The organism is Paracoccus haeundaensis, from assembly GCF_006239215.1.
GTDB lineage: Bacteria > Pseudomonadota > Alphaproteobacteria > Rhodobacterales > Rhodobacteraceae > Paracoccus > Paracoccus marcusii.
In genome coordinates, this window is record NZ_VDDC01000018.1 from 46,923 (window position 1) to 68,297 (window position 21,375).

At 69.2% G+C, this 21,375-nt stretch carries 21 protein-coding genes; 7 read left to right on the plus strand and 14 right to left on the minus strand.

Translation table 11 applies throughout. The features are described 5' to 3' along the window. Nucleotides 1–27: 27 nt before the first annotated feature. From tldD to FHD67_RS11525, 6 genes are all read left to right on the plus strand, one after another. Nucleotides 28–1,449, plus strand: a complete 1,422-nt coding sequence (tldD, locus tag FHD67_RS11500) for a metalloprotease TldD (protein ID WP_139598773.1) — start codon at nucleotides 28–30, stop codon at nucleotides 1,447–1,449. 67 nt (nucleotides 1,450–1,516) lie between these two features. After that, entirely contained in the window at nucleotides 1,517–2,653 is a 1,137-nt protein-coding gene (dprA, locus tag FHD67_RS11505) for a DNA-processing protein DprA (protein WP_139598774.1), read from the plus strand. 94 nt (nucleotides 2,654–2,747) lie between these two features. Then, nucleotides 2,748–5,453 carry a type I DNA topoisomerase gene (gene topA, locus FHD67_RS11510; RefSeq protein ID WP_139598775.1) on the plus strand — a complete coding sequence of 902 codons (2,706 nt, stop codon included), beginning with the start codon at nucleotides 2,748–2,750 and terminating at the stop codon, nucleotides 5,451–5,453. Between the two features lie 99 nt (nucleotides 5,454–5,552). Then, nucleotides 5,553–6,257 carry a CoA transferase subunit A gene (locus tag FHD67_RS11515; protein ID WP_046001382.1) on the plus strand — a complete coding sequence of 235 codons (705 nt, stop codon included), beginning with the start codon at nucleotides 5,553–5,555 and terminating at the stop codon, nucleotides 6,255–6,257. Beyond that, nucleotides 6,257–6,895 carry a 3-oxoacid CoA-transferase subunit B gene (locus FHD67_RS11520; protein WP_046001381.1) on the plus strand — a complete coding sequence of 213 codons (639 nt, stop codon included), beginning with the start codon at nucleotides 6,257–6,259 and terminating at the stop codon, nucleotides 6,893–6,895. Before FHD67_RS11515 ends, FHD67_RS11520 begins: the two co-directional genes overlap by 1 nt. 65 nt (nucleotides 6,896–6,960) lie before the next feature. Further along, a complete protein-coding gene (locus FHD67_RS11525; RefSeq protein WP_139598776.1) occupies nucleotides 6,961–7,533 on the plus strand; it encodes a hypothetical protein in 573 nt (190 codons plus the stop codon). Here the strand turns inward: FHD67_RS11525 and folD are convergent. The 3 genes from folD to FHD67_RS11540 are packed head-to-tail and all read right to left on the minus strand — an operon-like array spanning nucleotide 7,530 to nucleotide 9,209. Beyond that, a complete protein-coding gene (folD, locus tag FHD67_RS11530; protein ID WP_046001379.1) occupies nucleotides 7,530–8,405 on the minus strand; it encodes a bifunctional methylenetetrahydrofolate dehydrogenase/methenyltetrahydrofolate cyclohydrolase FolD in 876 nt (291 codons plus the stop codon). The genes FHD67_RS11525 and folD overlap by 4 nt on opposite strands. Continuing rightward, entirely contained in the window at nucleotides 8,402–8,704 is a 303-nt protein-coding gene (locus tag FHD67_RS11535) for a chorismate mutase (RefSeq protein ID WP_045982896.1), read from the minus strand. Before FHD67_RS11535 ends, folD begins: the two co-directional genes overlap by 4 nt. Nucleotides 8,705–8,750: 46 nt before the next feature. Then, nucleotides 8,751–9,209 carry a MarR family winged helix-turn-helix transcriptional regulator gene (locus FHD67_RS11540; RefSeq protein WP_052715335.1) on the minus strand — a complete coding sequence of 153 codons (459 nt, stop codon included), beginning with the start codon at nucleotides 9,207–9,209 and terminating at the stop codon, nucleotides 8,751–8,753. A gap of 99 nt (nucleotides 9,210–9,308) precedes the next feature. Between FHD67_RS11540 and FHD67_RS11545 the strand changes: the two genes are divergently transcribed. Then, nucleotides 9,309–9,737 carry an organic hydroperoxide resistance protein gene (locus tag FHD67_RS11545; RefSeq protein WP_139598777.1) on the plus strand — a complete coding sequence of 143 codons (429 nt, stop codon included), beginning with the start codon at nucleotides 9,309–9,311 and terminating at the stop codon, nucleotides 9,735–9,737. Between the two features lie 43 nt (nucleotides 9,738–9,780). Here FHD67_RS11545 and ftsH read toward each other — a convergent pair whose 3' ends face one another. The 11 genes from ftsH to htpX all read right to left on the minus strand — a co-directional run bounded on the left by ftsH (nucleotide 9,781) and on the right by htpX (nucleotide 21,371). Then, nucleotides 9,781–11,670 carry an ATP-dependent zinc metalloprotease FtsH gene (gene ftsH, locus FHD67_RS11550; protein ID WP_045982844.1) on the minus strand — a complete coding sequence of 630 codons (1,890 nt, stop codon included), beginning with the start codon at nucleotides 11,668–11,670 and terminating at the stop codon, nucleotides 9,781–9,783. Between the two features lie 57 nt (nucleotides 11,671–11,727). After that, nucleotides 11,728–12,954 (minus strand): tRNA lysidine(34) synthetase TilS, encoded by a 1,227-nt coding sequence (gene tilS, locus FHD67_RS11555; RefSeq protein ID WP_139598778.1) that lies wholly within the window; start codon nucleotides 12,952–12,954, stop codon nucleotides 11,728–11,730. Next, a complete protein-coding gene (locus tag FHD67_RS11560; RefSeq protein WP_045982843.1) occupies nucleotides 12,951–13,853 on the minus strand; it encodes a tetratricopeptide repeat protein in 903 nt (300 codons plus the stop codon). The genes tilS and FHD67_RS11560 overlap by 4 nt, the downstream gene beginning before the upstream one ends. Beyond that, a complete protein-coding gene (gene pal / locus FHD67_RS11565) occupies nucleotides 13,853–14,452 on the minus strand; it encodes a peptidoglycan-associated lipoprotein Pal (RefSeq protein WP_071209482.1) in 600 nt (199 codons plus the stop codon). Before pal ends, FHD67_RS11560 begins: the two co-directional genes overlap by 1 nt. Before the next feature lie 7 nt (nucleotides 14,453–14,459). Next, complete coding sequence (tolB, locus tag FHD67_RS11570; RefSeq protein WP_139598779.1) at nucleotides 14,460–15,779, minus strand: Tol-Pal system beta propeller repeat protein TolB; 1,320 nt, start codon at nucleotides 15,777–15,779, stop codon at nucleotides 14,460–14,462. Between the two features lie 55 nt (nucleotides 15,780–15,834). Further along, on the minus strand, nucleotides 15,835–17,676 hold the full coding sequence (locus FHD67_RS11575; protein ID WP_139598780.1) for a protein TolA: 1,842 nt from the start codon (nucleotides 17,674–17,676) through the stop codon (nucleotides 15,835–15,837). A gap of 3 nt (nucleotides 17,677–17,679) precedes the next feature. Beyond that, on the minus strand, nucleotides 17,680–18,129 hold the full coding sequence (locus FHD67_RS11580; RefSeq protein ID WP_046001374.1) for an ExbD/TolR family protein: 450 nt from the start codon (nucleotides 18,127–18,129) through the stop codon (nucleotides 17,680–17,682). 1 nt (nucleotide 18,130) lies between these two features. Next, nucleotides 18,131–18,823 (minus strand): protein TolQ, encoded by a 693-nt coding sequence (gene tolQ, locus FHD67_RS11585; RefSeq protein WP_045981459.1) that lies wholly within the window; start codon nucleotides 18,821–18,823, stop codon nucleotides 18,131–18,133. 167 nt (nucleotides 18,824–18,990) lie between these two features. Beyond that, nucleotides 18,991–19,386: a tol-pal system-associated acyl-CoA thioesterase gene (gene ybgC / locus FHD67_RS11590; protein ID WP_127899105.1), complete on the minus strand. Its 396-nt coding sequence runs from the start codon at nucleotides 19,384–19,386 to the stop codon at nucleotides 18,991–18,993. A gap of 36 nt (nucleotides 19,387–19,422) precedes the next feature. After that, nucleotides 19,423–20,454, minus strand: a complete 1,032-nt coding sequence (gene ruvB, locus FHD67_RS11595; RefSeq protein WP_045981457.1) for a Holliday junction branch migration DNA helicase RuvB — start codon at nucleotides 20,452–20,454, stop codon at nucleotides 19,423–19,425. Beyond that, the gene (gene htpX / locus FHD67_RS11600; protein ID WP_139598781.1) at nucleotides 20,451–21,371 is read right to left on the minus strand and encodes a zinc metalloprotease HtpX; all 921 of its coding nucleotides are present in this window, start codon (nucleotides 21,369–21,371) and stop codon (nucleotides 20,451–20,453) included. Before htpX ends, ruvB begins: the two co-directional genes overlap by 4 nt. Between the last annotated feature and the right edge of the window lie 4 nt (nucleotides 21,372–21,375).

Below are 21,375 nucleotides of genomic sequence, written 5' to 3' on the forward strand. Positions count from 1 at the left end.
CGCCCGCCAACCGCCAGGAGATCCGCCATGACCCGCCCGTCCTTCGACCCGTTCTCGACCGATCTGGACCGGGACGGCGCGCTGCGGATCCTGCGCGATGCCGTGGCCGGCTCCGATGACGGAGAGCTGTTCCTGGAACGCAGCCAGCAGGAATCGCTGGTCTTCGACGATGGCCGGCTGCGCAATTCCAGCTTCATGGCCGGGCGTGGCTTCGGCCTGCGCGCGGTTCTGGGCGAGGTCACGGGCTATGCCCATTCGACCGACATCTCCGAGGCCGCGCTGCGCCGCGCGGCCGAGACCGCGCGCCTGGCCGTGGGCCGCGGCGGCGGAACGGCCGCGATGCGCCCCGCGATGGAGCCGGTGAACCTCTATCCTGCGATCGACCCGGCCGAGGGCATCTCGACCGCCCGCCGCATCGCGCTGCTGCGCGAGATCGACGCCTTTGCCCGCGCGCTGGACCCGCGGGTGGTGCAGGTGACCATCTCCATGGGCAGCAGCCTACAGGAGATCGCCATCCTGCGCCCCGAGGGCGGGCTTGCCACCGACATCCGCCCCATGGCGCGCCTGAACGTCGCGGTGATCGTCGAGAACAACGACCGCCGCGAAAGCGGCAGCGCCGGCGGCGGCGGACGTCACGGGCTGGAACAGCTGATGGCCCCCGACCATTGGCAGGGCCTGGTCCACGAGGCGCTGCGCATCGCCCTGGTCAACCTGCGGTCGGTCCCCGCGCCGGCGGGGGTGATGGACGTCGTGCTGGGGCCGGGCTGGCCCGGCATCCTGCTGCACGAGGCCGTGGGCCACGGGCTGGAGGGTGATTTCAACCGCAAGAAGGCCTCCGCCTTTGCGGGCCTGATGGGCCAGCGCGTCGCGGCACCCGGCGTGACCGTGGTCGATGACGGCACCATCGCGGGCCGCCGCGGCAGCATCAACATCGACGACGAGGGCACGCCCCCCGCCCGCAACGTGCTGATCGAGGACGGCATCCTGACCGGGTACATGCAGGACCGCCAGAACGCGCGGCTGATGGGCGTGGCGCCCACCGGCAACGGCCGGCGCGAAAGCTTCGCGAATGTCCCGATGCCGCGGATGACCAACACCTTCATGCCGGGCGGCGACGCGGATCCCGCAGCGATCCTGGCCGACCTGCGCGACGGCATCTATGCGGTGGGTTTCGGCGGCGGCCAGGTGGACATCACCAACGGCAAGTTCGTCTTCAGCTGCACCGAGGCCTATCGCGTCAGGAACGGTGTCGTCGGCGACCCGATTCGGGGCGCGACGCTGATCGGCGACGGGGCGACCGCGCTGCAGCAGGTGCGCGCCATCGGAAACGACATGGCGCTGGACCCCGGCATCGGCAATTGCGGAAAGCAGGGGCAATGGGTGCCCGTCGGCGTGGGCCAGCCCACGCTGATGATCGGCGGCCTGACGGTCGGCGGCTCGGCCGCCTGAGGGCGCGCGCTAACCGATTGTTAACCACCACGGGGCTATCCTGGGGCCGTCCTGCAGAAGGTGCCCCATGACCATCGGACTTGCCCCTGCCCGTTTCGGCCTGCCCGCCTCGGCCGTCGACGACGACCTGTCCGTGCTGCGGCTGATCCGGTCGCGCCGCGTGGGCCCCACCACGTTCCACCGCCTGATCGCCGAACATGGCAGTGCCCGCGCCGCGCTGGAGGCGCTGCCCGGGATCGCGGCCCAGTCCGGCATTGCCGACTATGCCGTCTGCCCCGAAGGCGTCGCCGCGGCCGAACTGGCCGCCGGTCGGCGGGCGGGCGCCCGCTTGATCCGCCATGACAGCGCCGATTATCCCGACAGCCTGCGCCAAATCGACGGCGCCCCCGCGATCCTGTGGGTCCGGGGCGACCCGGGCTGGCTGTCGCGCGACGTGATGGCGGTGATCGGGGCGCGCAACGCATCGTCCCTGGGGCTGCGCATGGCGCGCGGCATGGCCGCCGGGCTGGGAGAGGCCGGGTTCACCGTGGCCGCCGGGCTGGCGCGCGGCGTCGATACCGCCGCCCATGCCGCGGCCCTGCCCACCGGGACCATCGCCGTGATGGCCGGGGGCGTCGACGTCATCTATCCGGCCGAAAATGCCGATCTGGCCGCGCGGATCGCCGAATGCGGCGTGCTGGTGTCCGAACAGCCGCCCGGCACGGAACCTGCGGCGCGACATTTCCCGACCCGCAACCGCATCGTGTCAGGCCTGTCACAGGGCGTCGTGGTGATCGAGGCCGCACAACGGTCCGGCACCCTGATCACCGCCCGGAACGCGCTGGACCAGGGACGAGAGGTCATGGCCGTGCCCGGACATCCGATGGATGCACGGGCGGCGGGCTGCAACGCGCTGATCCGCGACGGGGCGACGCTGGTGCGCAGCGCCGCGGACGTGGCCGACGCGCTGGCGCAGACCCGGCCCCTGCCCGCGCCCGTCGTCATGACCGCGCCCGACCCCCTGCCGCCCCCGCCGCGCGACCAGGGCGGTCCGATCCAGCTGGAAAGCCGCATCCTGCAGCGCCTGTCCCCCTCTCCGACCGAGGAGAACGACCTGATCCGCGATCTGGGCGTGCCGGCGGCGACGGCCAGCGCAGTGATCCTGTCGCTGGAACTGCAGGGCCGCGTCACGCGGCTGGCCGGGGGGCGTCTGGCGCTGTCCTGACCCCCCGTCTTGCGGTCTTGTGCTGTCACCCCCCGTTGACACTGCCCCGCCCGGCACCCATCTTGCCGCCCCATTGCAGTTGTCCGAGGTCATCATGCCCGTCGTCGTCGTCGAATCCCCGGCCAAGGCCAAGACCATCGAGAAATACCTGGGTTCCGACTATCGGGTTCTGGCCAGCTTCGGCCATGTCCGCGACCTGCCGCCCAAGGACGGCAGCGTCGACACCGACCATGATTTCGACATGAAATGGGAGGTCGCGGCCGACAGCCGCAAGCACCTCAAGGCGATCAAGGACGCGCTGAAGGACGACCAGACGCTGATTCTGGCCACCGACCCCGACCGCGAGGGCGAGGCGATCAGCTGGCACCTGCTGGAGGCGCTGGCCCCGGCCCTGAAGAAGGGCAGCGCGGTCAGCCGCGTGACCTTCAACGCCATCACTAAGACCGCCGTGACCGAGGCGATGGCCAAGCCGCGCCAGATCGACCAGCCGCTGGTCGACGCCTATCTGGCGCGCCGCGCGCTGGATTATCTGGTCGGGTTCAAGCTGTCGCCGGTTCTGTGGCGCAAGCTGCCGGGCGCAAAGTCGGCGGGCCGCGTCCAGTCCGTCTGCCTGCGCCTGATCGTCGACCGCGAGATGGAGATCGAGGCCTTCAAGGCGCGCGAGTACTGGTCGGTCCATGCCCGCCTGGCGACCCCGGGCGGCGACGAATACGACGCCACGCTGGTGTCGCTGGCCGGCAAGAAGCTGGACCGGTTCGACCTGGCCGCCGCCGATCAGGCCGCGATGGCGCTGAGCGCGGTGGCAAGCCGCGACCTGAAGGTCGCGTCGGTCGCAGCCAAGCCCGCCAGCCGCAACCCCTGGCCGCCCTTCATGACCTCGACCCTGCAGCAGGAGGCGAGCCGCAAGATGGGCATGGGCGCCAAGGCCTGCATGTCGGCGGCGCAGCGCCTGTACGAGGCCGGGCTGATCACCTACATGCGGACCGACGGCATCGACATGGCCCCCGAGGCCGTGATGGCCGCCCGCGACGCGATCAAGGCCAAGTTCGGCGACAAGTACCTGCCGAAATCGCCGCGCATGTACAAGAACAAGGCCAAGAACGCGCAGGAGGCGCATGAGTGCATTCGGCCGACCGACATGATGCTGTCGCCGGACAAGCTGAAGATCACCGCCGAGGATCAGCGCAAGCTGTACGACCTGATCTGGAAGCGGACCATCGCCAGCCAGATGGAGGCCGCCCGGATGGAGCGGACCACAGTCGAGATCGCCAGCCCCGACGACCAGATCGGCTTGCGCGCCACCGGCCAGGTGATGCTGTTCGACGGCTTCCTGCGCGTCTATGACCAGGGTCGCGACGACGACGACGGAGAGGATAGCGCCCGCCTGCCCGCGATCACCGAGGGCGAGGCCGCGCGCCTGGTCGCCCACGCCTTCGACGACGAACTGGCCAAGGCCCGCGAGAAGGGCGGCGACGCGGTCGCGGCCCCCGCGGGGCTGAAGGCCGGGCCGGGCCTCTTGGTCAGCGACAAGGCCCAGGCCGCAGCGCGCCAGCATTTCACCCAACCCCCGCCGCGCTATACCGAGGCCACGCTGGTCAAGCGGATGGAAGAGCTGGGCATCGGACGCCCGTCGACCTATGCCAGCATCGTCACCACGATCCAGGACCGCGAATATGTCCGCAAGGACAAGAACCGCCTGATCGCCGAGGACAAGGGCCGGTTGGTTACGATCTTCCTGCTGAAGTATTTCCCGCGTTACGTCAGCTATGACTTCACCGCCGACCTGGAGAACGAACTGGACGAGATCAGCGCCGGCGACCGCCTGTGGCGCGAGGTTCTGAGCCGCTTCTGGAAGGACTTCTCCAAAGCACTGGAGGGCACGTCCGAGCTGCGCATCACCGAGGTGCTGGAGGCGATCGACGACGCGCTGGCGCCGCATCTCTATCCGCCGCGCGCGGATGGGGGCGATCCGCGCGAATGCCCGCTGTGCGGTCAGGGCCGCCTGAACCTCAAGACCGCGCGGTCGGGTGGGGCCTTCATCGGCTGCACCAACTATCCGGAATGCCGCTATACCCGCCCCCTGTCCGCCTCGGACGGAGAGGCGCCCATCGGCGACCGCGTGCTGGGAGAGGATGCGGGCGATCAGATCAGCCTCAAGACCGGGCGTTTCGGTCCCTATGTCCAGCGCGGCGAGGCGACCGAGGAGGCCCCCAAGCCCCCCCGCGCGTCGATCCCAAAGGGATGGGAGGTCGCGACCCTGGACCTGGATCAGGCCGTGCAGCTGCTGGCCCTGCCCCGCCCCGTCGGTCCCCACCCCGAGGACGGGGTGCTGATCGAGGCCGGGATCGGCCGCTTTGGCCCCTATGTGAAGCACGGGTCGAAATACGCCAATATCGCCGATGTCGACGAGGTCTTCACCATCGGCATGAACCGCGCGGTCGAGGTGCTGGCCGCCAAGCAGACCCGCGGCCGCGCCGCAGCGGCCGCACCGCTGCGCGAGCTGGGAGAGCATCCGGACGGCGGTCCGATCCAGATCCTGGGCGGCAAGTACGGCCCCTATGTCAAATGGGCCAAGGTCAACGCGACCCTGCCCCGCGACGTCACCCCCGAGGATCTGACCGTCGAACAGGCGCTGGAGCTGATCGCGGCCAAGGCTGCGAAATCGCCGTCCAAGGCCAAGAAACCGGCCGCCAAGAAGGCCGCGCCCAAGACAGCCGCCAAGAAGCCTGCCGCCAAGAAACCGGCGGCAAAGAAGCCCGCGGCCAAGAAGCCTGCCGCGGCCAAGCCCGAGGCCGAGTAGGACCGGGTGGCGGCGCTAACACGCCGCCCCCGCGATTGACACTTGCGCCAGCGCACGCAACAACTTGGGCCGATAACGGGATCAAGGACGGGAGGACCGATGAAAAAGGTCTATGCCACTGCGGGCGAGGCTCTGGACGGGCTTTTGCATGATGGGATGTTCATCGCGGCAGGGGGGTTCGGCCTGTGCGGCATCCCCGAGCTGCTGATCGACGCCCTGGTCGAATCCAAGGTCAAGGATCTGACCATCGCCAGCAACAATTGCGGCGTGGACGGGTTCGGCCTGGGCAAGCTGCTAGACACGCGTCAGATCAGGAAGATGATCAGCAGCTATGTTGGCGAGAATGCTGAATTCATGCGTCAGTACCTGTCCGGAGAGCTTGAGCTGGAGTTCAACCCGCAGGGCACCCTGGCCGAACGCATGCGTGCGGGCGGCGCCGGCATCCCGGGCTTCTATACCAAGACCGGCGTCGGCACCGTCATCGCCGAGGGCAAGGAGGTCAAGAATTTCGACGGCCAGGATTACATCCTGGAACGCGGGATCGTGGCCGACCTGTCCATCGTCAAGGCCTGGAAGGCCGACGACACCGGCAACCTGGTGTTCCGCAAGACCGCACGCAACTTCAACCCGCCCGCCGCGATGTGCGGCCGCGTCTGCGTCGCCGAGGTCGAGGAGATCGTCCCACGCGGCAGCCTGGACCCCGACCTGATCCACCTGCCCGGCATCTATGTCCACCGGATCATCCAGGGGTCGCACGAAAAGCGCATCGAACAGCGCACCACCCGCAAGAAGGAGGCCGTGTGATGACCGAGGCAGCAAAAGGCTGGGACCGCAACCAGATGGCCGCCCGCGCGGCCGAGGAGCTGGAAGACGGCTGGTACGTCAACCTGGGGATCGGCATTCCGACCTTGGTCGCGAACTATGTCGGCGACAAGGACATCACGCTCCAGTCCGAGAACGGCATGCTGGGCATGGGCCCCTTTCCGTTCGAGGGCGACGAGGATCCCGACCTGATCAACGCCGGCAAGCAGACCATCACCGAGCTGTCGCGCACCAGCTATTTCGACAGCGCCACCAGCTTTGGCATGATCCGCGGCGGCAAGATCGCCGCGGCGATCCTGGGCGCGATGGAGGTCTCGGAGGAGGGCGATCTGGCCAACTGGATGATCCCTGGCAAGCTGGTCAAGGGCATGGGCGGCGCGATGGACCTGGTCGCGGGCGTGGGCCGCGTGATCGTGGTCATGGACCACACCAACAAGGCGGGCGAGTCCAAGGTGCTGAAATCCTGCACCCTGCCGCTGACCGGCAAGGCCGTGGTCGACCGGATCATCACCAACATGGGTGTCTTGGACGTGGTGCCCGGCGGGCTGCGCATCGTCCAGCTGGCCGACGGCATCACCGAGGACGAGATCCGCGCCGCGACCCAGGCCACGCTGGTCTGACCCATTCGCACCGACCACCGACCGGGGGGCATTCGCCCCCCGTTCTCATGCCCAGGAAAGACGCCATGGACCCCGCCGCGATAGAGACCCTGTTCACCCGCCCCGACGGCAGCTTCCTGTGCGCGCGGTGGGGCCGCCCGGTGGCGCCCGCAGTGTTCGGCCTGGCCGATGACAGCCTGGACATCTTTCGCGCCGCGATCCGTGCGGGCTTTGCGCATGCGCGCCACCCGGTGGTCGATACTGACCCCGAAACCGGTGCAAACCTGATGCTGTTCTTCGTGCGGGACTGGTCCGAACTGGCCGGGGTGCCCGATCTGGACCGGCTGACGGGCCTTCCCGGCCTGCCCGACCGTCTAGCGGGCCAAGGCGCCGACCAGTACCGGCTGTTCCGCTTTGACGAGGCTGGCGGCATCCGCGCCTGCCTGACCTTCGTCAGGATGGGGGGCGCGCTGGCCGACGCGCATCCAGCGGCCCTCGCGGAACGCATCACGATGCAATCCGCGCTGACCTTTTCCACCGAGGTGACGCCATCCGCCGCGCTGGCGGCGCTGATCCGGGCCGCCTATGACCCGGTGCTGCCGGTGGCGGCGACACAGACGGCCCATGCGCTTCGGCTGTCGGCGCGGATGGCCGCCTAGGGGATCAGCCCCTCGGGGTCAGGCAGGCCGTTGCTGCGCGCGGTCGCGGTCAGCGTGTTGGCCAGAAGGCAGGCGATGGTCATCGGCCCCACGCCACCGGGAACCGGGGTGATCGCACCGGCCACCTGCACTGCCGCGGCAAAGTCGACATCGCCCACCAGCCCGTCATCGGTCCGGTTGATGCCCACGTCGATGACGGTGGCGCCCGGCTTGATCCAGTCGCCCTGCACGAAATGCGGCCGCCCGACGGCGGCGACCAGTATGTCGGCCTGACGGCACAGCGCGGCCAGATCGGTCGTGCGCGAATGCGCCACCGTCACGGTCGCACTGTCGCGCAGCAGGAGCTGCGCCATGGGCTTGCCTACGATATTGCTGCGCCCGATGACCACCGCATTGCGGCCGGCCAGCGACCCCAGATAGTCGCGCAGCAGCATCAGGCAGCCAAGCGGCGTGCAGGGCACCATCGCCTTCTGCCCGGTGGCCAAGCGCCCGACGTTCAGGATGTGGAACCCGTCCACGTCCTTTTCGGGCAGGATGGCGTTGATGACCGCCGCCTCGTCCATGCCCTTGGGCAGGGGCAGCTGGACCAGGATGCCGTTCACGGCCGGATCGGCGTTCAGTTTGGCGATCAGCGCCATCAGCGTGTCCTGATCCGTCGATGCCGGCAGCCGATGTTCGAACGAGGTCATGCCGACCTCTCGCGTCATGCGCCCCTTGGACCGGACATAAACCTGGCTGGCCGGATCCTCGCCCACTAGGACGACAGCCAGGCCGGGCACGATGCCCTGCCCTGCAAGATCGGCGACCTGCGTGGCGATCCGGGCGCGCAGGCGGGCGGCAAAGGCCTTGCCGTCAAGGGTCTGGGCGGTCATGGGCGGTCCTTGTTCAGCTGGCGTTCTTCCTGGGCGATGGCGGCCTCGATCAGCTGCCGCCACAGGCGGTCGTACAGCTGGGGGTCCAGGCCGTGACCCTCGGCGTGGCGGCGGACATTCGCCACGACCTCCTCGACGCGGGCGTCGATGCGGGCGGGCATGCCGTTGCCGGCCTTGATCTGCGCGGCGCGGTCGATCAGCGCATGGCGTCGCGCCAGCAACGCCATCAGCTGTTCGTCCAGCTGGTCGATCTGGGCCCGCAGCGCGGGCATGTCGGGAATGTCACAGGTCCGGGTCATGGTGTCCGTCCCATGCACCGTCGCGCGCAAAATCGCAAGGCCCAGCCTAGCCCTGCGGGCTCTGCTGCAGCTGATGTCGCAGGCGGCGCAGCTGTTCGCGCAGTGCCTGGGCGGTCCGGTCATCCAGCCCGGTATTGCCGGTCACGCAGGCGATGACGCGTTCGGACTGGCCTTGCAGGTCGGCGCCCTGCGGAGACAGCGACACGATCACCCGGCGTTCGTCGCGCGAATCCCGCTGTCGGGTGACCAGGTTCGCCGCCTCCAGCCGCTTGATCAGCGGGGTCAGGGTGCTGCTGTCCAGCCCGAGGCTGTCGCCGATGCCGCCGACGGACTGATGATCATTGGCCCACAACGCCATCATGACCAGAAACTGCGGATAGGTCAGCCCGAGCGGGTCCAGCAACGGCTTGTAGATCCGCCCAAAGGCAAGATTGACGGCATAGACGTCAAAGCACAGCATCTGATCGAAAGGCGACAGGCTGGACAAGGCGGGATCATCGCTCATGCACATGGTGTAATTGCACAAAGCGCAGTCCGCAACTGTTGCAATTTCGAAGGGTTAATTTATATAGTGTGCTATCTATTATCGAAGAAAGGAAATGCGATGCCGGAAAAGATCCTCTATCGGACCGCCGCGACGGCCACCGGGGGCGGCCGCGACGGCAAAACCGCCTTAAATGACGGCACTTCGTCCATCGACCTGGTCGTTCCGAAGGAATTGGGCGGTCCCGGCGGCGACGGGCTCAACCCGGAAAAGCTGTTCGCGCTCGGCTATGCCGCCTGCTTCATGGGCGCGATGCGCCATTACGCTGCGTCGCAGAAGGTCAAGGTGCCGGATGATGCGGCGGTCAATGTCAGCGTGGGCATCGGCCCCCGCAGCGATCCGGGCTTCGGACTGGACGTCCAGATCGCCGTGTCCCTGCCCGGCATGGACCCCGCCGTGGCGCAGGACCTGATCGAGGGCGGTCACAAGGTCTGTCCCTATTCGCATGCCACGGCCGGCACGCTGACCATCACGCCGACCCTGGTGTGATCCAAGAAGAAACCCCGGTCCATCGGACCGGGGTTTTGTCGTCTCAGGCAGGGGCGGGGTCGCCACCCGGCGCGGGCTTTGTCCGCGGGATGGCCGTGACGGAGGGGATCACGCTGGCCGGGGTGTCGTCATCATCCCCGCCGATCGCATCACCGCGCAGGATGCGGGCAATCTCCTCTCCGGTCAGGGTCTCGTATTCCAGCAGGCCCTTGGCCATGCGCTCGAACTCGACCTCCTTTTCCAGCAGGATGCGGCGGGCTTCCTGATAGCCCTCCTCGATCAGGTCGCGGACCTCCTGCTCGATCAGTTCCTTGGTCGAGGCCGACACTGAGAAGCCGCCGGTGCTGCCGTTATAGCCCTCATGCGCCTCGGCATAATCAACCGCGCCGACCTTGTCGGACATGCCCCACCGCATCACCATCGCCCGGGCCAGCGCACTGGCCTGCTGGATGTCGCCAGCGGGGCCGTTCGACACGCCCTCCTCGCCGTACTTGATGATCTCGGCGGCCTTGCCGGCCATGGTCATGGCGATCTTCTGCTTGGCCTCGTCCTTGTGAAAGTTCAGGCGGTCCATCTCGGGCAGGCTGACGACCATGCCCAGGGCGCCGCCGCGCGGGATGATCGTGGCCTTGTAGACCGGATCGCATTTCGGCAGCGAAAGGCCGACGACGGCGTGGCCGGCTTCGTGGTAGGCGGTCTTTTCCTTCTGCTCGGGCGTCAGGACCAGGCTGCGACGCTCGACGCCCAGCATCACCTTGTCCTTGGCATTCTCGAAATCGGCCATGCTGACGAACCGACGACCGATCCGCGCCGCACCAAGGGCAGCCTCGTTCACCAGGTTCATCAGGTCCGCGCCCGAAAAGCCGGGCGTACCGCGCGCGATCAGGCGCAGGTCGACATCCGGACCGACCGGAACCTTGCGCGCATGGACCGACAGGATCCGCTCGCGGCCCTTGATGTCGGGGTTCGGCACGTGGATCGTGCGGTCGAACCGGCCCGGACGCAGCAGCGCGGGGTCCAGCACGTCCTTGCGGTTGGTCGCGGCGATGATGATGATGCCTTCGTTCGCCTCGAAGCCGTCCATCTCGACCAGCAGCTGGTTCAGCGTCTGTTCGCGCTCATCGTTGCCGCCGCCGATGCCCACGCCACGGGCGCGACCCACGGCGTCGATCTCGTCGATGAACAGGATGCAGGGGGCCGATTTCTTGGCCTGCTCGAACATGTCTCGCACGCGGCTGGCACCGACGCCCACGAACATCTCGACGAAGTCCGATCCCGAGATGGTGAAGAACGGCACGCCCGCCTCGCCCGCAATGGCCCGCGCCAACAGCGTCTTACCGGTACCCGGAGGGCCCACCAGCAGCGCGCCCTTGGGGATCTTGCCGCCAAGACGGCTGAACTTCTGCGGGTTGCGCAGGAACTCGACAATCTCCTCAAGCTCCTCCTTGGCTTCGTCGATGCCCGCAACATCGTCAAAGGTCACGCGACCGTGCTTTTCAGTCAGCAGCTTGGCCTTGGACTTGCCAAAGCCCATGGCACCGCCCTTGCCGCCGCCCTGCATGCGATTCATGAAGAAGATCCACACCCCGATCAGCAGGATAAACGGCAGCCAGACGCCCAGCATCGACATGAAGCCGCTGCTTTGCTGCTTGACCACGCGCACGTCCACGCCCTGCTGGATCAGCCGGTCGCTGATATCCTCGCCCATCGGGCGCACGGTCGCGTACTGTTCGCCGTTGGTACCGGTGATGGCCACGTCCTCTCCGTCGATCGTGACGGCGCTGACCTGGTCGTTCTGCACCCGTTCGATGAAGTCGGAATAGCTGATCTGGCGGCTGTTCATGGTGCCCGACCCGTCGCTGAACAGATTGAACAGCGCGAGGATCATCAGGAACAGAACCACCCAGAAGGCGAAGTTGCGAGCATTGCCCAATACGGGTCCTCCGACGGAATGCGGTTTGACTTGAAAATAGGGATTATCGCGACAGGTTCAATGCGCCTTCACCAACCTGCGGAAATCTGCCGCGCCCCGGACCGGAATCAGGGTGATTCCGGGGTGGTCGCGCAGCAGCGGCGCGGCGATCAGCCGTCCGTCCTGCCAGATGCCGGGGCTGGCCGCAGCCTCATCACGCAGCAGGCCCGAATCGCGCCACGGCAGGCGGGCCAGCGGCTCGGTCCCCAGGGCCGCGATCGTCTGGCCGGGGGCAAGCCCGCGTACCCGCCAGCGGCGGTCCCAGACCCGGTCGGGCGTTGGGCCGGTGCGCAGCGCGGCCGCGGCCTCGCGCGTGACCCGCAGCCCCCCGCCCGTCGGAGAGATCATCGCCCCGTCCAGCGTCACCCGCCCCTGCGCCAGCATCGCCTCCAGCGCGTGGACCAGCGTCGCGCGGCGCGGCGGATAGTCGGCGCCCGTTACCCACCGGCATGCGGCGACCAGAATGCGGCGGCGGATCTCTGGCGGCGCGTCGCGCAGGGGGCCGCGCGACAGGATCAGGCTGCCGCGATCGACCTTGGCATCGGCGCTCAGCAGGGCCGCGTAATCGGCCAGCGCATCGCGCGCGTCGGCGATATGGGCGGCGGATCGGGCCAGGCCCGACACCTCCAGTCCCAAGGCCGCGATGGCTTGGCGCGCCCGGATGCGGTCATAGTCGGCATTGTCGTTCGTCGGATCGTCGATCCAGGTGATGTCGCGCGCCGTCAGCCAGTCGCGCAGCTCCGTCCGCCCGGTGCCCAGCATCGGCCGCAGCCAGCGCATGTCGAACGCGTCGCGCCATTCCGCCATCGCCGACAGCCCGTCCACGCCGGACCCGCGCGCCAGGCGCATCAGCAGCGTCTCGGCCAGATCGTCGGCCGTGTGGCCAAGCGCCACCGCCGGCAGGTCGTTGCGCCGCGCCCAGCCCGACAGCAGCCGCAGCCGTGCATCGCGGGCCTGCGCCATCAGGTTGCCGACCTGCGTGTCGCGCCGCCACAGCAGCACCGCATGCGACAGGCCCAGGGCACGCGCGGCGCGGGCGACCTCGTCGGCCTCGGCCGCGCTGCCCTCGCGCAGGCCGTGATCGACGGTGGCGACCATGACGCGCCGCCCCTGCGCCCATTCGGCGGCCACATGCATCAGGGCGATGGAATCACCGCCCCCCGACACCGCCAGTCCAAGCGCCGGCAGGTCCCCCGCCAGCCGGTCCAGAACAGACCTGATGCGGGCGCCGGGGTCGCGGATCACGGATATTCGGCCAGATCGGCCGCCGCTTCGGGGTCCATCGACGGATCGAGCAGCGGGTCCAGAACGCCCAGGTCGCTGACGCCGCAGCCAAGGCGGGTCACGTGGCCCTCGGCCTCGACGGCCTGCGGGCTGCCGGGAAATCGGGCGGGAATCTCTGCCAGGTACAGGCAGGCGGCGGTCGCGTCACCCTGCGCCTCGATCACGCGAGCGATGCCCAGCAGGCTCTCGCCCGCCCGTGCGCCGTCCGGATCGGCGGCGAACCCCTCCAGCCAGGCGGCGGCCGCATCACGTGGCTGGCCGGCCAGATCCAGCGCCTGCCCGCGCAGGAACAGTGCCTCGGCGGTCAGGGGACCGCCGGCATGGGTTTCCGCGACATCGGCGAACATCTGCGCCGCGCGGGCGTGATCGCCGGCGTCCATCGCGGCGCGGGCCGCGTCGAAATCGGTCTGCTCGGCCGCGGTCGAGGCAGGCTGCCCCGCCCCGCCATCCGCCGGGGCCGAGGGCGCCAGCTGCGGGCTGAGCCCCGCCTGCGCCTGCGGCACGGTCAGCGCCGACAGATCGCAGCCCGGTTCGGCCTCGCACAGGCGGAATTCCAGGTCGGACAGGCGCCGTTCGCTGTCGCCCGCGATCCGGTTGATGCGATTCTGCAGCTGTTCGGCCTGGTTCGTCAGGCGCATCAGCTGCGCCTCCATCGCGTTCATGCGGTCGATGGCGCTGGCCCCGCCCGCCGCCTGGAACCCGGCGGCGCCCGACGCAACCAATTCGCCCCGCAATCCCTGCAGCTGACTGCGCAACTGCGTGACCTGCTGACGCATGTCGGCCAGGGTCGCGGCGTCGGGGGCGGCCTGAACAGGCGCCCCAAGCGTCAGGGCCAGGATCAGTGCGGGGATCAGCCGCATCACATGCCTGCCCCGACAACGCCCCCGGCAGGGGCGGCGCTTGCCACGGGGGCCATCGCCACGGCGGGGGGTGCGGCTTCGGTCACGACGGTGACGGCACGGCGGTTCTGGGCATAGCAGCCCTCGTCCGAACAGGTCGCTGCGGGACGCTCCTTGCCGAAGGACAGCGTGCGGATGCGGCCCGGGGCCACGCCCTGCGCGACCAGGTATTCCTGCACCGCGCTGGCCCGCCGTGCGCCAAGCGCCAGGTTGTATTCGCGGGTGCCCGTCTCCTCGGCATGGCCTTGGACCACGGCGGTAAAGGCAGTGTGGCGCGTCAGCCAGGCAGCCTGCGCCGCCAGGATGGTCCGCGCCTCGGGGGTCAGGGTCGTCTGGTCGGCGGGAAACAGGACCGTGTCGCCGACCGTGCCGCGGAAATACTGGGCCGTCGCCTCGGCGCCCAGGACGCCGCCGGCCAGATCGCCCTGGAACACCGCGCCCCCGCCCGTGCTGGCATAGGGGTCGACCACGGGCGGCGCCACCGTCGGCGCAGGCTGGGCACAGGCCGCCAGCCCCAGAAGGGCGGCCAGCAGGACAGGCTTGGTCGCGGCGTTCATCATCTCATCCTCATGGCAACAGGGGACCCCAGGACGGGTCCGAGGCGGCAAAGTCAAGATTCATCGGTCGCATGTTGCGCCCGGTGATGTCCACCGAATGCAGACGCGGCTGGCCGTTTCCGCCGGGGGTGGCGCGCGTAAACATCACCACCCGACCGTTCGGGGCCCAGGTCGGGCCCTCATCCAGAAAGCTTTCGGTCAGCATGCGTTCGGACGATCCGTCGGTGCGCATGGTGCCGATGTGAAAGCGTTCGCCGATCTGCTTGGTGAACGCGATCAGGTCCCCCTTGGGCGACCAGGTGGGCGTGCCGTAACGCCCGTCCCCAAAGCTGATGCGCGACGGCTCGGCCCCGTCCAGCCCCATGATGTACAGCTGCGGCGCGCCGGACCGATCGCTTTCGAACACGATGCGCTGCCCGTCCGGGCTGAACCCCGGAGAGGTGTCGATGGCCGGCGAATTGGTCAGCGCGCGTTGGGCGCCGGTGGCCACGTCCATCAGCCAGATGTCGGTATTGCCGCCCTGTTCGCGCGAATACGCGACCCACCGCCCGTCCGGGCTGAAGGTCGGCGCAAAGGCCATCGTGCTGGCATCGCGGGTCAGCGGCCGGGCGCTGACGGTCGCCACGTCCATCAGCTGGATCTGGGGAAAGCCGCTGTCATAGCTGGTGAACAGCAGGCGGCGCCCGTCGGGCGAGAATTTCGGCGCCAACACCAGGGACGAGCTGTCGGTCATCCACAGGATGTTCGCGCCGTCGTAATCCATCACGCCGATCCGCTTGATCCGTGCGCTTTTCGGTCCGGTCTCCTGCACGAAGGCCACGCGGCTGTCGAAATAGGGCTTTTCGCCGGTCAGCCGGGCATAGATCTGGTCGGCGATCTTGTGGGCCGCGCGGCGCCAGTCGGCGGCGCGGGCGTCGAACTGCATCCCGTCGCCCTGCGGCTGGCCCGACACGACGTCGAACAGCCGAAAGCCCACGCTGATGTTGTCGCCCATCTGCCGCACCTCGGCCGAGACCAGCGCCTGCGCGTTCACCGCCCGCCAGTCGTCATAGCTGACGGCCTCGGTAAAGCTGGCGGGGCGGGCGACATGCGTCTCGACAGGGATCTCGCTGAACAGGCCGGTGCCGGTCAGGTCGTCCGCCACGACCTGACGGATGCGGGCCGCGATCTCGGCATCGCCATGAAAGGCCGGGATGGCGATCGACATCGGCTCTATCACGCCGTCGGTGATCTCGATGCGCAGGGGGGTGTCCTGCGCCATCACGGGCCCGGCCGGCAGCAATGCTGCGGCCAGCAGGAAGGCAGGGGCAAGGATCAATCTGCGGAACATGGCGTCATCACTACCTTTTTTCGGCGAACAGCGGAAGGTGGCCCCCGCCGGTCAGTCATTGGAACGCGACGCCGTCGGGGCGGAAATCCACCACGACATCGCGCCAGCGTCCGTATTTCGATGCGGGCAGATCGAACCCGGCGCGTCCGCACATCAGGATGGCGCGGCGCGCGACCTCGAACCCCTGCTGGGCTGCGGATTCGCTGCCGCCCTGATAGCCGGCGATGCGCATGCTATTCTGGTCGGGCACCCCGTCCGGCGACAGCGTGAACCCGACAGAGACGGTCATCTGCGACGCCTCGACCGACAGCGCGCCCAGGTTCCAGCAGTCCTGGATCGCAAAGCGCAGCCCATCGCGCTCCGACAGCGTCAGCGGATCGCCCAGGGGCAGGCCCTGCGCCGCATCGGGCAAGGGCGTCGCCTGGATCGGGCTGGGGGTCAGCTGCATCATGTCGGCAGGCGGGCCCGAAGGGTCGTTCGCCGGATCCGCCGCGGCCCCGGTGCCCGCCATGGCCCCCGCCAGCGCGGCGGCCAAAGGGTCCAGCCCGGCCGAGGCGCCGCTGCCGCCCTCGATGGTCTGCGACGGGCTGCCGGCCGTGTCGGAGCCAGAGGCGGCGTCCTGCCCCCCGGCTCCGCCCTGCGCATCGCGCAGCGCGTCTTCCAGCGCCTGCCGATCCGCCGCCTCGCGCGCGGCCTGTTCGGCAGCCGCCTGACGCTCGGCTTCGGCTTGGCGCTCTGCGGCTTCGGCGGCGGCACGGCGTTCTTCCTCGGCCTCGGCGGCAGCGCGGCGTTCCGCCTCTGCGGCGGCCTGGCGCTCCGCTTCTTCGGCCTGGCGTGCGGCTTCGGCGCGACGTTCTTCCTCGGCCGCTGCAGCGGCGCGGCGCTCCTCCTCCGCCTCTGCGGCAGCACGGCGCTCCGCCTCCTCTGCGGCTTGGCGTTCCGCCTCCTCAGCGGCCAGGCGCTCGGCCTCCGCGGCCTGACGTGCGGCTTCGGCGCGGCGCTCCTCCTCGGCCGCGGCCTCTGCGGCGGCACGACGCGCCGCTTCCGCTTCGGCCGCGGCGCGGCGTTCGGCCTCTGCGGCGGCGTCGGCTGCCTGCCGTTCCTCCTCCGCAGCTTGGCGCGCGGCTTCCGCGCGGCGCTCTTCCGCGGCCTCTGCCGCTGCGCGCCGTTCCTGCTCCGCCTCTGCCGCAGCCTGACGTTCGGCTTCCGCGGCAGCGTCCGCCGCGGCCTGGCGCTCGCGTTCGGCGGCGGCTTGGCGGTCTGCCTCGGCCGCAGCCGCCTCCGCCACGCGGCGGTTGAAGGATTCGACCAGGTCGGCCGGCCGGACCTCGGGGCGGCGCGAGGCATCAAGCGCCAGCGCCGATCGCGGGGCGACCGGAACTGCTGCGGCGTCGGGCGTCGGCAGCGCCGGGCGGTTAGGCTGGGCTTCCGCCACGGGGGCCGGGGGGGTGTCCGGGACCTGCGGGGCGGTCTCGGCCCCGTCGGTCTGGTTCGGGCGCGGCGCGGGCAGATCGGTCGCGACCTCGACCGGGGCGGCGGGCGCAAAATCGCTGAGGTCGGGCACGGATTCGGCCGTATCGGGCTGTTCCAGCGCCGCGGCCTGCCCCGATTGCGGGGGGATCGCATCGACGGGCCGCGCCGCACCGTCCTCGGCCGGGTCGACGGGGTCGGGCAAGGTGGCCACTGCGGTCGAATCGGCACCCACCGGCCCCGCCCCGCGGGCGGCGGCGGCCATCGCCTCGAACTCGGCGCCGCTGATGGTCGAGACCTGGGTCGTGCGCACCATCGGGCTGGGCTGCGGACGAAACAGCGCCCCGCCCAGGATCGCCCACAGGATCAGGGAGCCGTGCGCGACCCCCGAGACCCAGTAACCGATGCGCCCTTCGCGTTCGTCCATGGTTCAGCCGTCCATCCGCGGTCCGCCGGTCTCGGTGACCAGGACGATGTCGGTGATGCCCGCCGCGTTCAACGCGCCCATGATCTGGACCACGCGGGCATAGGGGATGGTGCCGTCGGCACGCAGGAACACCCGGCCCGACTGCCGTTCCGCCAGGATCGTGCGCAGCGTCGTCACGACCTGCTCGTCCGCCACCGGCTGGTCCATGATCGTCAGCGACCCCTCGACCGGGATCGACACCATCAACGGCTCCTCGTCCTCGTTGGGGACCGCGTTGGCGGCGGTTTCGGGCAGGTTCAGCGGAACGCCCGCCGTCATCAGCGGCGCCGCGACCATGAAGATGATCAGCAGCACCAGCATCACGTCCACGAAGGGCGTGACGTTGATCTCGGACATCGGCAGGTTGCGCCGACGGCCCTTGCTGCGGACGCGCTTGACAACCCCGGATGCCATGTCAGGCCTCGTCCATCTGGCGTGACAGAAGCGTCGAGAACTCGTCCGAGAACGCCTCCCACCCGCCGGTGATGCGTTCCGCGTCGCCCGACAGCTTGTTGTAGAAGACGACGGCCGGGATGGCCGCGACCAGGCCCAAAGCGGTTGCCAGCAGGGCCTCGGCGATGCCCGGCGCCACGACGGCCAGGCTGGTGTCCTGGGTCAGGGCGATGCCCTCGAATGCGGACTTGATGCCCCAGACGGTGCCGAACAGGCCGATGAAGGGCGCGGTCGACCCCACGGTCGCCAGGAAGGACAGGCCGCGGAACAGGCGCTGTTCCTCGCGCTGGATGGCCACGTTCATGGCCCGGTCGATGCGCCCGATGCCGCCCGCGATCAGCCGCCCGTCATCGCGGTGGCTGCGGCGCCATTCGGTCATGCCCGCGGAAAAGATTCGTTCGGACGGCCCCTTTGGACGGTCGCCAAGCCGGTCATAAAGATCGTCCAAGGGCTCTCCGGACCAGAAGGCGCGGTCAAAGCGGGCGGCCTCCTTGCGCGCCTGCGCAAAGGTCAGGAACTTCTGCACGATGATCGCCCAGGACCAGAACGAGGCCGCGATCAGCATGATCATGACCACCTGCACCGTCAGCGAGGATCGCCAGAACAAAGCCACGGCCGAAAAGTCGATGGCCTCGGCGGCCTGAATGGGTTCCATGGTCTACTGCCTCATCATCAGGGGCCGCAACTGCCCCCTGGCAGCCCGGCGTTGCGGCCTGTTACCCTGTAATTGCCACGGGTTTCAGCCCCCGCGGCAACACAATGGCGTCAATTTTCATCAACCTGCGTCCGTGTTGCCGCATCCGCGCGGCAGAGGCCACGGGTTCAGCCCTCTGGCAGCGCCCGCGACAGGGCGGCGGGCAGGCGCACGGGACGTCCCCGCCCGTCCAGGCTGACGATCGTCACCCGCGCCGAAAACAGCACCTCATCGCCGCGCAGCACCTGCTGGTCGACCACGATCCGCGCAGCCGTGGCGTGCGACAGGTCGGTGACCACGGTCAGCAGATCGTCGAAGCGCGCCGGGCGCAGATAGTCGGCCTCGATATGGCGGACGGCGAAGACATGGCCCGACGTCTCCTTCATGCGCATCTGGTCGATGCCGGTGGCGCGCATCCATTCGGACCGCCCCCGCTCGATGTATTTCAGATAGTTCGCATAATAGACGATCCCGGCCAGGTCGGTGTCTTCGTAATAGACGCGCAATGTCAGGTGATGGCTCATGGGGGCCAAAATACGCGCGATCGGTCCCGTCCGCAATCAGACGTCGAACAGCGTCGCCTGACCGGTGGGGACCGGCATGTCCAGGCCCAGATGGCGCCAGGCCCCCTGGGTCAGCATGCGCCCGCGCGGGGTGCGCGCGACCAGGCCCTGCTGCAGCAGATAGGGCTCGATCACCTCCTCGATGGCGTCGCGGCTCTCGGACAGGGCGGCGGATAGCGTCTCGACACCCACGGGTCCGCCTGCGTAATGCTGCGCCATCTGCGTCAGGTACCGCCGGTCAGCCCCGTCCAAGCCCAGATCGTCTACCCCCAGCCGGTTCAGCGCAATATCGGCGATCTCGCGCGTCAGGCGGCCGTTCCCCTCCACCAGCGCGAAATCGACCACGCGGCGCAGCAGCCGGCCCGCGATGCGGGGCGTGCCGCGGGCGCGGCGCGCGATCTCCAGCGTCCCTTCGGGATCGGCGCTGATCCCCATCAGCCGCGCGCCGCGTTGCACGATCAGGTCCAGTTCCGCGATCTCATAGAACTGCAGCCGGGTCGGAATGCCGAACCGGTCGCGCAGCGGCGTGGTCAGCAGGCCAAGCCGCGTGGTCGCCCCCACCAGCGTGAAGGGCTGCAGCTCGATCCGCACGGTGCGTGCGGCCGGGCCCTCGCCGATCACAAGATCCAGCTCGAAATCCTCCATCGCGGGGTACAGGATCTCCTCGACCGCGGGGTTCATGCGGTGGATCTCGTCGATGAACAGGACGTCGCGCGCCTCGAGGTTGGTCAGGATCGCGGCCAGGTCCCCCGCCCGCGCGATGACCGGCCCGGATGTCATGCGAAAGTTCACCCCCAGTTCGCGCGACATGATCTGCGCCAGCGTGGTCTTGCCCAGTCCCGGGGGACCGAAGAACAGCGTGTGGTCCATCGCCTTGCCGCGCATCTTGGCGCTTTCGATGAACACCTTCAGGTTCGCGCGCGCCTCGGCCTGACCCACGAATTCGGACAGGTTCTGCGGCCGAAGCGCGCGATCCTCGACATCGCTGTCCAGCTTTTCGGGGCGCAGGTCGGGGTCCGGCCCGGTCATCCGCGGCCCCAGGGCGTGCGCGGCGCGGCGCCGGTGCGGGGGATGCGGCTTGGTCCGGCGGCGGGGGCCGGGTCACGCGGGGCCGTGCCATCCATCGCCATCAGCCGGGCGATCCGCTCCTCGGTCGGGGGGTGGGTGGTGAACAGCCGGTCGGCCCGCATCGCGTGCAGCGGGTTGATGATGAACATCGCCGCCGCGGCGGGGTTCTTCTCGGCCGGCAGGTTCACGCTGCGCCCCGCCGCCTGCGCGATCCGGCTCAGCGCCGAGGCCAGCGCCCGCGGCTTGCCGCTGATCTGCGCGCCGGTCGCATCCGCCTCGTATTCCCGCGCACGAGAAATCGCCATCTGCACCATCATCGCGGCCATCGGCGCCAAGATCATCGCCAGAATGCCGCCGATCATGCCGCCCCGCCCCTCGCGGTTGCCCGCGAACAGCATCATGTTCCCCATCATCGCGATGGCGCCGGCCATGGTCGCGGTGACGGTCATGGTCAGCGTGTCGCGATGCCGGATATGGGCCAGCTCATGGGCGATCACGCCCTCGATCTCCTCGGTGGACAGGTGGTTCAGCAGCCCCTGCGTCACCGCCACGGCGGAGTTCTGCGGATTGCGCCCGGTGGCAAAAGCATTGGGTTGCTGGGTCGGCAGCAGGTACAGCTTGGGCATGGGCATCTGCGCGCGCTCGGCCAGCCGCGCTGTCATCGCGTGCAGTTCGGCCCCCTGCTGGGGCGACAACTCGACCGCCCCCTGCTGACGCAGGACCATCTTGTCGCTGTTCCAATAGCTAAAGAAGTTCATGCCCCCCGAGATCACCAGCGCCATCACCGCGCCGCCCGATCCGCCCAGCATCCAGCCCAAGGCCATGACCAGCGCGGTCAGCGCCGCCATCAGCATGAAGACCTTGACGTTTCCTGCCATGTTC